Annotated in this window: 12 protein-coding genes; 3 read left to right on the top strand and 9 right to left on the bottom strand. The window is 75.3% G+C overall.

Going from position 1 to position 15157, the window contains the following annotated elements; all coding sequences use genetic code 11:
• The first annotated feature begins 13 nt into the window (after window positions 1-13).
• Together CFT82_RS07020 and CFT82_RS07015 are read left to right on the top strand one after the other, a co-directional pair.
• The gene (locus tag CFT82_RS07020) at window positions 14-1360 is read left to right on the top strand and encodes a THUMP-like domain-containing protein (RefSeq protein WP_088818391.1); all 1347 of its coding nucleotides are present in this window, start codon (window positions 14-16) and stop codon (window positions 1358-1360) included.
• Window positions 1357-4575, top strand: a complete 3219-nt coding sequence (locus tag CFT82_RS07015) for an efflux RND transporter permease subunit (RefSeq protein WP_088818390.1) — start codon at window positions 1357-1359, stop codon at window positions 4573-4575. The genes CFT82_RS07020 and CFT82_RS07015 overlap by 4 nt, the downstream gene beginning before the upstream one ends.
• Before the next feature lie 37 nt (window positions 4576-4612).
• Here the strand turns inward: CFT82_RS07015 and CFT82_RS07010 are convergent, their stop codons facing one another.
• From CFT82_RS07010 to alr, 7 genes are read right to left on the bottom strand one after another with little or no spacing between them, the layout of a single operon-like run.
• The gene (locus CFT82_RS07010) at window positions 4613-6370 is read right to left on the bottom strand and encodes a glycoside hydrolase family 3 protein (RefSeq protein WP_088818389.1); all 1758 of its coding nucleotides are present in this window, start codon (window positions 6368-6370) and stop codon (window positions 4613-4615) included.
• On the bottom strand, window positions 6370-7422 hold the full coding sequence (tsaD, locus tag CFT82_RS07005; protein WP_088818388.1) for a tRNA (adenosine(37)-N6)-threonylcarbamoyltransferase complex transferase subunit TsaD: 1053 nt from the start codon (window positions 7420-7422) through the stop codon (window positions 6370-6372). Before tsaD ends, CFT82_RS07010 begins: the two co-directional genes overlap by 1 nt.
• On the bottom strand, window positions 7419-7937 hold the full coding sequence (rimI, locus tag CFT82_RS07000) for a ribosomal protein S18-alanine N-acetyltransferase (RefSeq protein ID WP_088818387.1): 519 nt from the start codon (window positions 7935-7937) through the stop codon (window positions 7419-7421). Before rimI ends, tsaD begins: the two co-directional genes overlap by 4 nt.
• On the bottom strand, window positions 7934-8617 hold the full coding sequence (tsaB, locus tag CFT82_RS06995; protein ID WP_088818386.1) for a tRNA (adenosine(37)-N6)-threonylcarbamoyltransferase complex dimerization subunit type 1 TsaB: 684 nt from the start codon (window positions 8615-8617) through the stop codon (window positions 7934-7936). The genes rimI and tsaB overlap by 4 nt, the downstream gene beginning before the upstream one ends.
• Window positions 8618-8621: 4 nt before the next feature.
• On the bottom strand, window positions 8622-9134 hold the full coding sequence (gene tsaE, locus CFT82_RS06990) for a tRNA (adenosine(37)-N6)-threonylcarbamoyltransferase complex ATPase subunit type 1 TsaE (protein WP_088818385.1): 513 nt from the start codon (window positions 9132-9134) through the stop codon (window positions 8622-8624).
• Window positions 9131-10054 (bottom strand): alpha/beta fold hydrolase, encoded by a 924-nt coding sequence (locus CFT82_RS06985; RefSeq protein ID WP_088818384.1) that lies wholly within the window; start codon window positions 10052-10054, stop codon window positions 9131-9133. The genes tsaE and CFT82_RS06985 overlap by 4 nt, the downstream gene beginning before the upstream one ends.
• Window positions 10051-11259: an alanine racemase gene (alr, locus tag CFT82_RS06980; RefSeq protein WP_088818383.1), complete on the bottom strand. Its 1209-nt coding sequence runs from the start codon at window positions 11257-11259 to the stop codon at window positions 10051-10053. The genes CFT82_RS06985 and alr overlap by 4 nt, the downstream gene beginning before the upstream one ends.
• A 90-nt stretch (window positions 11260-11349) precedes the next feature.
• Here alr and mptB point away from each other — a divergent pair, with 90 nt between their 5' ends.
• Window positions 11350-12909: a polyprenol phosphomannose-dependent alpha 1,6 mannosyltransferase MptB gene (mptB, locus tag CFT82_RS06975; protein ID WP_088818382.1), complete on the top strand. Its 1560-nt coding sequence runs from the start codon at window positions 11350-11352 to the stop codon at window positions 12907-12909.
• Window positions 12910-12975: 66 nt separating this feature from the next.
• On the opposite strand, the gene CFT82_RS06970 is transcribed toward mptB, so the two are convergent.
• Together CFT82_RS06970 and CFT82_RS11745 are read right to left on the bottom strand one after the other, a co-directional pair.
• Window positions 12976-13830, bottom strand: a complete 855-nt coding sequence (locus tag CFT82_RS06970; protein ID WP_159461885.1) for an HAD-IIA family hydrolase — start codon at window positions 13828-13830, stop codon at window positions 12976-12978.
• Window positions 13827-14621 carry a tetratricopeptide repeat protein gene (locus tag CFT82_RS11745; RefSeq protein ID WP_159461884.1) on the bottom strand — a complete coding sequence of 265 codons (795 nt, stop codon included), beginning with the start codon at window positions 14619-14621 and terminating at the stop codon, window positions 13827-13829. The genes CFT82_RS06970 and CFT82_RS11745 overlap by 4 nt, the downstream gene beginning before the upstream one ends.
• Between the last annotated feature and the right edge of the window lie 536 nt (window positions 14622-15157).

The following is a 15157-nucleotide window of genomic DNA, read 5'->3' as shown; positions in this document are numbered from 1 at the left end:
GACTGGGCCCGCCATGGATGACGCCCGCCCCTGCCCCGTCCCTCCCGCCCCGCAGCCCGGGGAGCCCCTGGAGGGGGCCGCGCTCCTCCGCTCCGTGGCCCCCGGCCACGACGCCGTGCTGGACGCCGCGCTGGCCGAGCTGGAGACCAGCGGGAGGGCCACGGACCCGCTGGCCGCCGGAGCCGCCCTCCGGGCAGCCGGCATCGCCCCCGAACGGGCCGCGGCCGCCCTGAGCCAGGCCGAGCTCCGGGAGCGGGCCCGGATCAAGCTCGGCGACCGCGTGGACGCGATGCTGCTCACCCGCGCCGGGGTGGAGCAGGCCACCCGCTGGCAGGTGGCCGCCCTCCACGCCGCCGTCCTCCGGGCAGCCGGTGTCGAGCAGGTCACGGACGTGGGGTGCGGGCTGGGCGCCGACACCCACGCGCTGGCCGCCGCGGGTCTGAACGTCACCGGCATCGAGGCCGACGAGCAGACCGCGGCCGCCGCCGCGCACAACCTGGCCGGACTCGGCCGGGTGGTGCACGACGAGGCCGACGCGACCCTGGCCCGGCCGGAGGGCGTGGACCCGGCCCGCTGGGGGCTGTGGTTCGACCCGGCCCGGCGCACCGGGGTGGCGGACGCCACCGGTCGCGCCCGCCGGGTCAGCAGTCCCCAGGACCTGCGCCCCTCGCTGGATCTCGTGACCACCCTGGCGCAGCGGGCCGCCCTCACCGGCTGCAAGGTGGGGCCCGGCTGGCGACACGCCGACATCCCGCCCGGCGCCCACGCCCAGTGGGTGAGCCACGCCGGCGACCTGGTGGAGGCCGTCCTGTGGATGGGGCCGGCCCTGCGCCCCCAAGACGACCCTGCCCCGGTCTCCCCCACCGTGCCCCGGGCCGGCACCCGCAGCGCCACCCGGCTGGGCACCGACGGCAGCGTGCTGGCCCACGCCGACTCCTCCCAGCTGCCCGCGGAAGGGCACCGGGTGCTGGGCTCGCAGGACGAGCCGGGCACCTTTCTCGTCGAGCCCGACCCCGCGCTCTCCCAGGCCGGGCTGCTGGGCGTGGCCCTGGGACCCGGGGACGCCGAGCTGGGCCCCGGGGTGGGCTGGGGCACCAGCGACTCCCCGGCCGGCTCGGCCTGGACCCGCACGCACCGGATCGTCGAGCTGCTCGCCCCGCGGCCGAAGGCGATCCGCCAGTGGGCACGGCGCACCGAGGTCGGTGACCTGGTGGTCCGCAAGCACGGGTCGACGGTCGACCCGGCGACCGTCCGGAAGGGGGTCCGCACCACCGGGACCCGCCGTGCCATCCTCCTGCTGACCCGGGTGGGTGACCGGCAGCTGGCGCTGGAGATCGCACCCCCTATCCTGAGCGCGTGACCGCCCTCTCGCGCCTGTCCCTCCGCAACCGAGCACTCGTGGCACTGGCCGCGATCCTCACGATCATCACGGGTCTGTTCTCCACGACCTCCCTGAAGCAGGAGCTGCTCCCCTCGCTGGAGTTCCCGCTCGTCGTGGCCGCCACGCCCGTGCCCGGCGCCGACTCCGAGGTGGTCGAGTCCCGGGTGACCGTCCCGGTGGAGCAGGCCGCCGACCGGCTGGACGGCGTGAAGACCATCGAGTCCACCTCCAGCGCCGGCATGTCGATGGTGCAGGTGGAGCTGGAGTACGGCACCTCGCTGGACGACGCGAAGGCGGCGCTGAGCTCCGAGCTGGCGGGGCTGGACCTGCCCGAGGGTTCCGACCCGCAGGTCATCGTCGGGGCCTTCGACGCCTTCCCGATCATGCAGGTCTCCGCCACCGGCGACACGGACGCCCGCCAGCTGGCCACTGCGCTGGAGGAGAAGGTGGTGCCCGAGCTGGAGAAGATCCGGGGCGTCCGCGAGGTGCAGCTCTCCGGCGCCCCCACCGAGCGGGTGGAGATCCAGCTCGACCAGGAGAAGGCCGCGCAGGCCGGGATCACCCCGCAGACGATCACCACCGCCCTGCAGTCCAACGGCGTGGTGGTCCCGGCCGGCTCGCTGACCGACGGTGACACCGCCCTGCAGGTGCAGGTGGGTTCCGGCCTCAAGAGCCTCGACGAGCTGCGCTCCCTCCCGCTGGCCGCCACCCCGGCCACCGGCGGAACCGGCGGCCAGGACCCGACCGCGGCGGAGGGTGCGGCAGCTGCGCAGCAGTCCCCCGCCCCGCAGGAGACCCCGGCGGAGGCGCCCACCCTGGAGGAGGTCGCTGAGGTCACCCTCGAGACCCCGCCGGCCACCGGCCACACCCGCACCGACGGACGCGACGCCCTGACCCTCGGTATCGTCAAGACGCCCGACGGGAACACCGTGGCGATCAGCAACGCCGTGGAGGAGAAGCTCGACGAGCTGGACGAGCAGATCGGCGAGGGCGGTGAGCTCACGGTGGTCTTCGACCAGGCCCCCTTCATCGAGCAGTCCATCCACGACCTCACCACCGAGGGCCTGCTCGGCCTGGGCTTCGCGATCCTCGTGGTGCTCGTCTTCCTGCTCTCGGTGCGGCTCACCCTCGTCACCGCCGTGTCCATCCCGCTGTCCCTGCTCATGGCGATGATCGGCCTGCACCTGGCGGGCTACTCCCTGAACATCCTCACGCTCGGCGCGCTGACCATCGCGATCGGCCGGGTGGTGGACGACTCGATCGTCGTCATCGAGAACATCAAGCGCCACGTCGACGGCGGCGAGCCCAAGGGCCGGGCGATCCCCCGGGCCGTCGGCGAGGTGGCCGGGGCGGTGACCTCCTCCACCCTCGCCACCGCCGCGGTCTTCCTGCCGCTCGGCCTCGTCGGCGGACAGGTGGGTGAGCTCTTCCGCCCCTTCGCCCTGACCGTCGTGCTCGCCATGCTCGCCTCGCTCCTCGTGGCGCTGACGATCATCCCCGTGCTCGGGTACTGGCTGCTGGGCCGCCCGCAGGGCGACCGCGCCGCCGGGGCCGCCGACGCCGCGGAGCACGATGCCCCCGACGTCCTGCAGCGCGCCTACCTGCCGGTGCTGCGTGGCGTGATCCGCCGGCCGCTTCTCACCTGCCTCGGGGGGCTGCTCGTCTTCGCGGCCACCATCGCCAGCACCAGCCTGGTGAAGACCGACTTCCTGGGGGCGGCCGGGGACGACCAGCTCATCGTGGCCCAGGAGCTGCCCGCCGGCACCACCCTGAAGGCCACCGACGACGCCGCCCGGGCCCTGGAGAAGGAGATCTCCGCGCTGGACGGCGTCGAGACCGTCACCACCACCGTTGGGGACCCCGGCGACGGCTCCACCGCCTTCATGGGCGGCGGGGCGACCTCCTCACAGCTCTTCGTGAGCGTGGCGGACGACACGGACGCCGAGGCCGTCCGCGCCCAGGTGGAGGAGGCCGCGACGGAGGCCTCCGGTCAGGTCACCGTCTCCGGCGCCTCCGAGGACCCCTCGGCCGACCGGACGAGCATCGTCGTCCGCGCCGCCGACGACGAGGCCCTCGGCGAGGGCGCCCGGGCCCTGGAGAAGGCGGTGCGCGAGGTGGAGGGCGCCGAGGACGTCACGAACAACGTCAGCGACACCGTCCCCTCGGTGCGCGTCACGGTCGACCGGGAGGCCGCCCTGGCCGCCGGGCTGCCCGAGGCCGCGCTGGGCCAGCTGGTGGCCGGGGCCCTCTCGGGCTCCCCGGTCGGCCAGGTGACTCTCGCCAGCGAGCAGCACGAGGTGGTGCTCCAGCAGGGGACCGCCCCGAAGTCGGTGGCGGCGCTGCGCCGCCTCCCGGTGGGTGCCGACCCGCAGGGGCCGGTGACGCTCGGCGATGTCTCCACCGTCGAGGAGGTCGAGTCGCCGGTGAGCATCACCCGCACCGACGGGGAGCGCTCGGCCACCATCGAGGTCTCCAACGGCACCGACGACCTCGGGACCTTCAGCGCCGAGCTCGCGCAGGCCGTGGACGGGACGGAGCTCCCGGACGGGGTCGAGGCCTCGCTGGGCGGCGCGAGCAGCGACCAGGAGGAGGCCTTCTCCCAGCTGGGGCTGGCCATGCTCGCGGCCGTCGGCATCGTCTACCTGATCATGGTCGGCACCTTCCGCTCCCTGGTGCAGCCGCTCATCCTGCTCGTCTCGATCCCCTTCGCCGCCACCGGCGCGATCGCGCTGCTCGTGCTCACGCAGATCCCGCTCGGGGTGGCCGGCATGATCGGTGGGCTGATGCTCGTGGGCATCGTGGTGACCAACGCGATCGTCCTCATCGACCTCGTGAACCAGTACCGCGAGCGCGGGCTGGGGATCGACGAGGCCGTCCTCGAGGGGGGCCGCCACCGCCTGCGTCCCATCCTCATGACGGCGCTGGCCACCATCTGCGCCCTGCTGCCGATGGCCATGAAGCTGACCGGTGGTGGCGCCTTCATCAGCCAGCCGCTGGCGATCGTGGTCATCGGCGGCCTGGTGAGCAGCACCCTGCTCACCCTCGTCCTCGTGCCGGCGCTCTACGTCCTCGTGGAGCGGCTCGCGCAGCGCTTCTCCCGCGGGGAGCCGGAGCCTGCCGGGGCCGTGACCTCGGCCCCGGCGGCCGGGCGGGGTGCCACGAGCATCAGTGCCTGGGGACAGCCGACCGCCTGACGGCTCCGAGCGCCCCGCCGGGCGGGGCGCTCGGGGCTCACCGCGAGGAGCAGTCGGTGGCGCCGTCGACCTCCACCGGGAGGCGACCGAGGGGCTCCACGCCGTCGACGAGGGCCGCGGCCAGGTGGTCGAGGGTGGCCGGGGTGTCCCCGAAGGTGGCGAGTCGGACCGGCGCGTCGCTGCCGGCCAGGCCGTAGGGCACGTCGAGGGCCACCGCGACGTCCGCGGTGTGGCTCGGTGCCGGGCTCGGCTCCTGCCCGGAGGCCTCCTCCCCGGGCATCCGGCCGTCCTCGACCCGGCCGGCGGCGTACTCGCCCCCGGCCACGATCTCCACGGTCGAGCCGCCGCCGGAGCCCACCTCGAGCCCTTGTCCGGCGAGGGCCTCACCGAGTCCCTGCCGCTGGGCGCGGGTCCCCCCGACCACGCGCACCGCGTCGCCCGGGTCGAGCACATCGGGCGAGCAGGTGGGGCCGAGGCTCGTCAGGGAGGCCGCGGCCAGGCGTCCGGCCAGGCCCTCGCCCTCGCGGAGCACCGCCTCCGAGGGCGGCTCCGACACCTCCTGCTGGGTGGCCACGACCCGGGCCGCGGCCTCACGCAGCCGCTCCTCGGGGAGCTCCCCGGCCTCGACCGCCTCGACGATCGCAGCCCGGGCGGCCGACGCGTCCGGGGGCATGAGGAGCAGGTCCACCCCCGCCGCGAGGGCCGCCACGGAACGGTCCGTCCCGGACTCCTCCTCGACGGCGTCGAGCGCCCCCATGTTCAGGGCGTCGCTCACCACGAGGGTGTCGGCGGGCAGCTCCTCCCGCAGCGCCCCCAGGGTCTCGGCGCTCACCGTGGCCGGGGCGTCGTCGAGCGCGGTGAGCGCGATGTGTCCCACCATCACCGGCACGTCCTGCCCGGCCAGCTCGGTGAAGGGCAGCAGGTCCCGCTCCCGCAGCGCCGCCACGCCGGCGTCGCTGACGGGCAGGCCCTCGTGGGAGTCGGTGGTGACACCGCCGTGGCCGGGCAGGTGCTTGGCCACCGGGACGATCCCGGCCTCCCGGTAGCCGGCGGCGAGCGCCCCGGCCGTCTCGGCCACCGCCGCGGGGTCGCTGCCCGGGGAGCGGATGCCGATGGTGGGGTCCTGCGGGCCGGCAGTGACGTCGGCGTCCGGGGCCAAGACCATGGTCACCCCGAGCGCCCGCAGCTGGGCACCGGAGTGGGCGGCCAGCTCCCGGCTGAGGGCGGGGTCGGCCGCGGCGCCGTGGGCCATGCCGGCCGGGAGCTGCGTGACCGGCTCTCCCAGCCGCTGGACGGGGCCGCCCTCCTGGTCCACCCCGACGACGGCCGGCCAGTCCCGTCCGCTGCGTTCCTGGGCGGCCTGCACGGCTCGCGTGGTCTCCCGCAGCGCGGTGACCTCCTCCGGCACGTTCGCCGCGAAGACGATGACGCCCCCGAACCCGTCCTCGACCAGCTCGGCGGCAGCCCGGGGCGAGGTTCCCTCGTACCCGGCGACGATCACCTGGCCGGCGAGCTCCTCGACGCCCATCCCCTCCACGGCCCGGTCGGTCGCGGTGCGGGACGGGGCGCTCGCCGGGCCCGCAGAGGAGCCGGCGTCCGCCGGGCGGGACGAGCGCGCCGAGGCCGACGTCGAGGGCGGCGCTGCGTCCGCGGACGACGCGGAGGAGGGCCGGCTGGTCCGGGAGGCCCCGTCGGTGCCCACGGCCTCCCCGGGGCCCCCTCCGCTCCCACCGCACCCGGCGAGCAGAGCCACCCCCGCCCCGACGGCCAGGGCCCGTGCGGTGCGAGCGCCCATCAGACCTGTACCTCGGTGACGGGCTGCGCGGAGCTCGAGGGGAGGTCCAGCCGGGAGGGCTCCCGCCCCCGCATCACCATCTGCGCCCCGAGGGCGGCCACCATCGCCCCGTTGTCCGTGCACAGACCGGGGCGCGGCACGCGCAACCGGATGCCCGCGGCCTCGCAGCGCTCCTCGGCCAGGGCGCGCAGCCGCGAGTTGGCGGCCACCCCACCGCCGAGCATGAGGTCCTCCACGCCCTCCTTCGCGCAGGCGGCCACGGCCTTGCGGGTGAGCACGTCCACCACGGCCTCCTGGAAGCTGGCGGCGACGTCGGCCACCGGCACCGGCTGGCCGTCGCGTTCCCGGGTCTCCACCCAGCGGGCCACGGCAGTCTTCAGGCCGGAGAAGGAGAAGTCGAACTCGTGGCGCTCCAGGTCGCGGCGGGAGCTCAGGCCGCGGGGGAAGTCGATGGCGACCCGGTCGCCCTCGCGCGCGGCCCGGTCGATGTGCGGACCGCCCGGGAAGGGCAGGCCGAGCACCCGGGCGACCTTGTCGAAGGCCTCCCCGGCAGCGTCGTCGATGGTCTGGCCGAGCGGGCGCACGTCGTGGGTGATGTCCGGCACGAGCAGCAGCGAGGAGTGGCCACCGCTCACCAGCAGGCTCATCATCGGCTCCGGCAGCGGGCCGTGCTCCACCACGTCCACGGCCACGTGCGCGGCGAGGTGGTTGACCCCGTAGAGGGGCTTGCCCAGGCCGAGCGCGAGCGCCTTGGCGCTGGCGGCCCCCACCAGCAGTGCCCCGGCCAGGCCGGGCCCGGCGGTCACCGAGATCGCGTCCACGTCGGCCAGCCGCACCCCGGCGTCCGAGCAGGCCTGCTCGATGGTGGGGACCATCGCCTCCAGGTGGGCACGGCTGGCGACCTCGGGGACCACCCCCCCGAAGGCCGCGTGGGCGTCCATGCTGGAGGCGACGGCGTCGGCCAGGAGCGTGCTCCCCCGGACGATGCCGATGCCGGTCTCGTCGCAGCTCGTCTCGATGCCGAGCACCAGGGGCTCGTCGGGTCGGGTCATCGGGCCACCTCCGCAGCCTTCTCGTCGGGGGTCGGGGCGGGGCCGGCGGGCAGCAGGAGGCGCAGGATGTGCGCGTCCACCGGGCCGTCCTCCCCGCGGTAGTAGTCGCGCCGGGTGCTCAGGTGGTCGAACCCGACCCGGTCGTAGAGGGCCAGGGCCGGCGCGTTGTCTGCGCGTACCTCCAGCAGCAGCGCCTCGGCACCCCCGGCCCGGGCGGCCGCAACGAGCTCCTGGAGCAGCCGGCGTCCCAGACCCTGCCCCCGGGCCTCGGGGGCCACGGTGATGGTCATGACGTCGGCGGTGCTGCCGCCGTGGTCGAGACCGGCGTAGCCCAGCAGGTCCCCTCCCGGCGGGGCTCCGGCGTCGGGGACGGCCACCCGGTACTCGCGGCGGGGGGAGGCCAGCTCGGCCCACCAGGCGGTGTCGGACCACGCGTCCAGCGGGTGAGCCTGCCGCTCCAGCGCGGCGAGCCGGGGCAGGTCACGCCAGTGGGCGGAGCGGGTGCCCACGGTCACAGGAGCACCCGCTTGCGCGCGCTGGGCACCTGCGAGTCCGGACGGCGCAGGTAGAGCGGCTCGGTGTCCGTGAGGCACCCGGGGTGCTCCACGGCCAGGCGGGCCAGGTGGGCGGCGTCGACGTCCTCGGGCACCGACAGGTGCTCCCCGGTGAGGGCCTCCGGGTAGAGACGGGCGCCGGCACCCACCACGGTCAGCCCGCGCACCGGCGCGGGCAGGTCCGCGGCGGCGGCCACCTGCGGCGGGCCGTCACGCTCGACCCCGTGGGAGTAGACCGCCCAGTAGACCTCCCTGCGCCGGGCGTCGGTGGCCACCAGCAACGGCGAGGCCTCGTCGACCGCCCCGTCGCCGCGGGCGGCGGCGGCCAGGGCGTCGAGGCTGCAGACCCCGTGCAGGCGGGCGCCGACGGTGAGGGCCAGCACCCGGGCGGTGACGATGCCGACGCGCAGCCCGGTGAACGGTCCGGGGCCGGTGCCGGTCACGACGTCGGTGAGCTCCGCGGGCGCCACGCCGGCGGCGGCGAGCACCCGCTCCACCACCGGGGCCAGCTGCTCACCGGCGGCCCGGGCGTCGAGCACGGTCTCGGCGGCCAGGAGCTCACCGGAACCGGGTTCCCCGGCACTGCCGGAGTGGACGGCGGCGGTCACCGCGGCGGTCGAGCTGTCCAGGGCGAGGAGCATGGGCTCAGGGTAGTTCGCCGCGCAGGAGCTCACGGAGCGCGCCCAGCCGCTCGCGGTCCGCCTCCCACTCCCCGACGGCGGCCAGCTGGATCTCCCGGGGCCCGGACTCGTCGGGGGCCTCGTCGACGGTGCTGCTGCGCCGCAGCTCGAGCTCGATCCAGCGGTCGGTGAGCTGCTCCACGAGCCCGGCCCCCCACTCGGCCACGAGAACGGCCCGGGCCAGATCGGTCTCGAGGTCGATGTCGTCGACCTCGCCGCGGGACTCCAGGCGGTAGGCGTCCACGTGCACCAGCCCGGGCCCGCCCGTGGCCGAGGGGTGCACGCGCGAGAGGACGAAGGTCGGGGAGGTGACCGCGCCCTCCACGCCCAGGCCCTCCCCCAGTCCCCGGGTGAAGGTCGTCTTGCCCGCGCCGAGGTCGCCGGTGAGCACCAGGACGTCACCAGCCCGGACCCACTGCCCGATCCGGCGGCCGAGCTCCATCGTCTGCTCGGGGGTGCGGGTGGTCACGGTCGTCATGCGTCCTCCGGGGTCGAGGGGCTGAGGCGGTCCACGAAGGTCGTGATCGCTGCAGCGACGGCGGCGGGCTGCTCGAGCATGAGCAGGTGCCCGGCCCGCGGCACGACCTCCAGCCGGGCACCGCGGTGGAGCTCGGCGATGCGCCGGGAGTGGGACAGCGGGGTCATGCGGTCATGGTCCCCCACGAGCACCAACCCGGGCAGGTCGAGGCGACGCAGCAGGTCCTCGGCGTCGTGGACCAGGATCGACCGCAGCAGGGAGGCCATGACGGCGTAGGGCACGCGGTGGTGCAGGGCGAGCACGTGGGCCCCCACCGCCCGGGCGGGCCGGGTGACGAAGTTGCTGCGCCGCAGGTGGGCGGCCTCCACGACGAGGGCGAGCGGCCGGGGACGCGGGCGGGCCGCCGGGTCGGCTCCCAGCCTCGTCATGACGGCTGGTGCGAGGGTGCTTACGAGCGGACCCACGAGGGGCGCGGTGCCCGCCGGCAGGCCGAAGGAGCTGGTCCGCATCCGGCCCGGGGAGGTGGCGAGCCACACCACCCCGTCGAGCTCCCCCGCGAGGGTCGGGTGGTCGTCCAGGGCGGTCATGAGGGCCATCCCGCCCATGGAGTGCCCGAGGGCCACGAGCGTGCCCCGGGGGTCCTCGGCGCGCAGCTGGTGCAGGACGGCGGCGAGGTCGTCCCCCAGTCGGTGCAGGTCGGTCTCCTCGAGCGGTTCCCGGTCCCACCCGTGCCCGGCCAGGTCGGTGCGCACCACGCGCATCCCGGCGGCGACGAGGCGTCCCGCCACCTTCCCGAAGACGGACTGCGAGAGCACGTACCCGTGCACGAGGAAGACGGTGGCCCGGGCCTCGCCGGCCGGCGGGTCCTGCTCCACGAGGTGGAGGGTGCGCCCGGCGTGCTGGATCCGACGGCGGCTCATCCGGCGGCCCGGCGGGTCCCCCGCCCGTCGAGGGGTGCTCCCCCGGGCCCGGTGCGGGGAACACGGGGCCCGATGCGGGTGACGACCTCGTAGCTGATCGTGTCGGTCCAGGCGGCCCAGTCCTCCACCCCCGGCTCCCCCCGGACCGGGTCCCCGACGAGGGTGACCCGGTCCCCGGCGGCCGCGGGGGCGGTGCCCTGGGCGGCCGGCCCGAGGTCGACGACGAACTGGTCCATGCACACCCGTCCGGCCACGTGGGCCAGCAGCGTGCCGGTGCTCGTGTGCACCGCGACCTGCGCCCGGTCGGAGGCGGAACGCGGCACCCCGTCCCCGTAGCCCAGCGGCACCACCCCGAGCCAGCGGTCGGTGGGCACCACGTGGGTGTGCCCGTAGCTCACGCCCGACCCGGCCGGCACCCGGCGGACGGTGGAGAGCTGGGCCTCCCAGCGCAGGGCGGGACGGAGGCCCAGCGCGGCGGCGTCGTGCTGGTCGGGCACCGGGGAGATGCCATAGGTCATGAGGCCGGGGCGCACCAGGTCGTAGGCCAGGTCGGGGCGGGTCGCCACGGCCGCGGAGTTCGCCAGGTGCCGCCAGCGGGGCCGCAGGCCGGCCTCGGTGGCGTCGGCGAGCGCCGCCTCGAAGCGCTCGCGCTGGGCGTCGGTGGCGGGGTGGCCCGGCTCGTCGGCGCAGGCCAGGTGGGAGAAGATCCCCTCGACGCGCAGGGTGCCGGCCTCCTCGGCCCGCCGGGCCCGCGCCACGACGGCGGGCCACTCCTCCGGGGCGACCCCGGCCCGACACATCCCGGTGTCGACCTCCAGGTGCACCCGCACGGTCCGCCCGGACCGCTCGGCGGCGGCCTCCACCGCGTCCAGCGCCCAGGGGGCGGCCACTCCGAGGGTGAGCTCGGCGGCGACCGCGGCGTCCAGGTCGGTGTCGGGCGTCAGCAGCCAGGCGAGCACCTCGGCGTGGGGCAGCTCGCGCTTCAGGGCGATCGCCTCGACGGGCTGGGCCAGGCCGAGCAGGGCGGCCCCGCCCTCGAGTGCGGCCCGGGCGGCGGTCAGCGCCCCGTGCCCGTACCCACCGGCCTTGACCACCCCCATGACGGCGGCTCCCCCGGCCAGCTCCCCGCAGCGGCGGATGTTCGCCGTGATCGCCGTGGTGTCCACCTCGGCACGGATCGGGGACAGGGAGCGCGTCTGGTCCATCGGGCCATGATCCCACCCGGTGCGACAGGCCCAGAGGAACCCGGGGGCTGCCCTACGATGTGCCCACCGTCCACTGGGAGGATTCTGACGTTGTCGCTGACGCACGTGCGGGGCTCGCTGGGCCGCGCCTGGGGCGACGCCTGGGTCCGGTGGGGATTCCTGGCCAGCTGTCTCATGACGCTCGGCGCGCAGACCGCACTCTTCCTGCCGACCCGCAACCCGCTGCGCGACATCCCGGTGGTGCGGTGGATCCTCACACCCGAGGGCACGGTCCTGGGCACGGTGGTGCTGCTGGCGGGAACGGTCGGGCTGGTCCTGGCCTGGCTGCGCATCCGCCCCCGCGAGAAGCGCCCCACACCTCCGATGCGCGCGACGCTGGCGCTGTGGTCCGTGCCGCTGCTGCTGGCGCCCCCGCTGTACAGCCACGACGCGTACTCCTACGCCGCGGTGGGCTGGATGCTCGACCGGGGGCTGAATCCCTACGACATGGGGCCGGGCTCGGTCTCGGGTCACTTCAGCCAGCAGGTGGACCAGCTGTGGCTCTTCACCCCGACCCCGTACGGCCCCCTGGCGGTGGAGATCCAGCGCTGGATCGTGCTGCTCCACGGCGACCGCCCGTACGAGGCGGCCCTCGGAATGCGCCTGATGTCCCTGGCCGGTGTCGCCCTCATGCTGTGGGCCCTGCCGCGACTGGCGGCCTGGGTGGGCGTGCGGGGCGAGGTGGCGCTCTGGTGGGGGGTGCTCAACCCGTTGGTGATCATGCACTTCGTCGGGGGTGCCCACAACGACGCGCTCATGGTCGGGCTGGTCTGCCTCGCGCTGTGGGTCTCCACCCGGGGCGCTCCCTGGCGCAGCCTGGTCGTCAGCGCCGCCCTCATCGCGGCCGCGGCGGCGGTCAAGCAGCCGGGGGCCGTGGCCCTGCTGGGGACGACGGCCCTGTGCACCGCCCGGATGCATCCCCACCTGCCCCAGGAGCGAGCCAGCCTGCTGCCCACCGAGGGTGAGCCGTGGCTGTCCCAGGCGATCCCGGACCTCCGGCGGTTGCTCCTGCCGGGGCTCGTGGCGGCCGCGGTCTTCACGGCGGTCTTCGCCGGCATCACCGCGGCCACGGGGCTGGGCTACGGGTGGATCCCGGCGCTCAAGGTCCCGGGGATGGTCGCGGGCCTCTCCCCCTTGAGCACCGTCGGCAACTTCCTGGCCGCGGTCCTCACGGGCCTGGGCTTCGAGCCGGTGGCGCCCTTCGTCCAGGGCTTCTTCAAGGCCGTCGGCACCCTGCTCACGCTGTCGTGCGTGCTCATCGCCTCGCTGCGGGTGCTGCGGATCGGCGGGCTGGCCTTCACGGCGTGGACGCTGCTGGCGCTGGCGGTCTTCAACCAGACCCTGCACCCCTGGTACATCCTGTGGGGGCTGCCCATCCTCCCGCTGGCCGGCATGCGCCCGGAGATCGAGAAGACGATCGTCTGGCTCACGACGGGGATCGTGGGGTACACGCTGTTCGACACCGCCACCCGCTCGGGGCAGCTCGTGCTGGGGCTGGCGTACATCGCCGTCCTCGTCCTCATCGTCCGGGACAGCCAGGAGGAGCACGGTGACGAGGAGGACCACGCCTCCCTCATCGACGAGGAGCCGCTCGACGTGGTCCACGGCTGACCCCGGGCCGCCATCCGTCGTGCCGCCCTGGCGGCGGCCCTGCGTCCCCGGCCGGGGTCCCCTCCGTCAGGCCTGCCCGCGAGCGGTCAGGTCGATCTGCCCGAACCCGTCGACGACCTGCTCCGGCACGCGCTCGACATCGCCCGCGGCGCGTGCCGCCTCCACGTCCTGCCGGCCGTGCACCCCGGTCGTGACCAGCACCGTGCGCAGACCTGCCGCGTTGCCCCCGGCGATGTCGGTCTCGAGCCGGTCTCCGATCGCCAGCACCTGGTGCGGCAGGAGGCCGGTGCTGGAGGTGCCCGCGGGGAGGGACTCCCGAACCCGTGCGGCCAGCGCCTTCCACGCGGTGCGATAAGCCGGGGTCTCCGGCTTGCCGGTGATCCGCGGGGCGACCCCGGTGGCACGGGCGACGGCCTGGACGTAGGCGCCGTTCCCCGGCGCCGCCCCCCACTCGGTGGGAAGGGTGAGGTCGCCGTTCGTGGCGACCCACCTGGCTCCGCCGGTGATCGCCCGGGCGGCGTCGTGCAGCTCGCCCGCGGTGAGCCCCGGGAAGTAGCCCTGCAGGACGGCCCCCGCAGCCGTGGGGTCCCCGGTGACCGTGAGGCCGGCCTGCTGGGCGGCCTCACGGAGGGCCGGGGAACCGGCCACCAGGACGGCGGTGCCCGGCGGGACCTCCTCGGCGAGGGTCTGCGCCCCGACCACCGCCCCGGTGACCACCTGGTCCGCGGTGCACTCCACGCCATCGGCACGAAGCCGTGCGGCGAGCTCCGACGGGAAGCGCGAGGCGTTGTTCGTGAGGAAGACCGCGGCGATGCCCGCGGCCTGCCAGGCGTTGAGGGCCTCGACGGCCTCGGTGAAGACCGCCGACCCGGCGTGGACCACCCCGTCGACGTCGCAGATCACGCCCCGCACGGAGCTCACGGCGCGGGCTCCTCCGTGGGCTCCTCCGGGAGCGGGTCGTGCGAGGCGCTCTCGGCCGGAGTGGGCGCCTCCGGCTCTGGAGGGAGATCCGGTGCGCCGTCCTCGAGGTCCATGAACACGCCGTCCTGGGGGCCACGGTCCTTCGGCTGGCCGGTCTCCCCCACCGAGGCCGCCTTGGCGTACCACTCGGGCGCCTCGGGGGAGCCGGCGTCCGCCAGCGCCTCGGCATGGGCGAACCACAGCCGACCGGCTTCCGGGTTCCCCTTCTTGATGCGTGCCGCCGGGGTGGCCAGGATCTCGACGGCTCGCGTCGGGTTGCCGAGGTCGCGGTGCGCACCGGAGAGCACGATGGCCATCTCCACGAGCGCCTCCCCCTGGAGACGGGCGGCCTCTCGGGAGTCGGCCAGCTCGAGGGCCTTCTCGGGGCGACCCAGGCCACGCTCGCAGTCCGCCATCATCGGCAGGAGGTGCGCCTGCCCAGAGAGGCGGGTGGCCGTCCGGAGCTCACGGAGGGCCTCGTGCCACTCGCCCTGGCTGTACCGGACGATCCCGAGGCACTCGCGCGCCGAAGCGACCCGCCCGGCGCGACGCACTGCGGTCTCGGCGTGAGCGACCGCTGCCTCCAGGTCCTCGTCGAGGAACAGGTAGGCCGACTCGATGTGCCCGGCCACCGCCTTCATGTTGTCCTTGGACAAGGTCTTCAGCTCGTCCCACACCTCCTGCGAGAGGCTCTGCCCCGTGACTCCCTCCGGGATCGCAGGGTCCGGGAGGCGGCCGGTCTTGGGGGCCAACGCGCGGGCTCCCGTCCCGAACTCCGGACGCTCCTCACGCTCGCGCCCTCCCCGGGGGCCGCGGTCCTTGGCGCCTCCTCGCGCAGGTCGGTCGCCCCGGTCACGGTCACCACGACCCCCGAAAGCACCGCGATCGCCCTCGCGTCGAGGGCCTCCTTCACGACGCCCTGCACCACCACGGGCCCCAGTCCCCTGACGTGGACCCTCCCCCCGGCCGTCCGGCTGCTGGGAGCGACGGCCCCAGGTCGAGGAGTCTCGGGCAGCCCGGCCCTCGCTCCCGCCGGACGACGCCGGCTCGTGGGGGGTGTGGTTCACAGACGCATCACTCATACCCCCACTCTACGACCACACCCCACACCCCCACCCCCACACAAACCACCACCCCCACAACAAGCCACACCCCCAAACACACGCCCACACAACCCCACCCACCCGGACACGGGGGGGACGGGTGTGGGCATGCGAAAGAGGGCCCCCCACCACCAGGCAGGAGACCCTCTTCCAAAAAATGTGTTCGGCAGTGTCCTACTCTCCCA

Origin of the sequence: Kytococcus aerolatus, assembly GCF_900187395.1 — a bacterium.
Classification (GTDB): Bacteria; Actinomycetota; Actinomycetes; order Actinomycetales; family Dermatophilaceae; genus Kytococcus; species Kytococcus aerolatus.
This window is presented reverse-complemented; position numbering and strand designations above follow the sequence as displayed.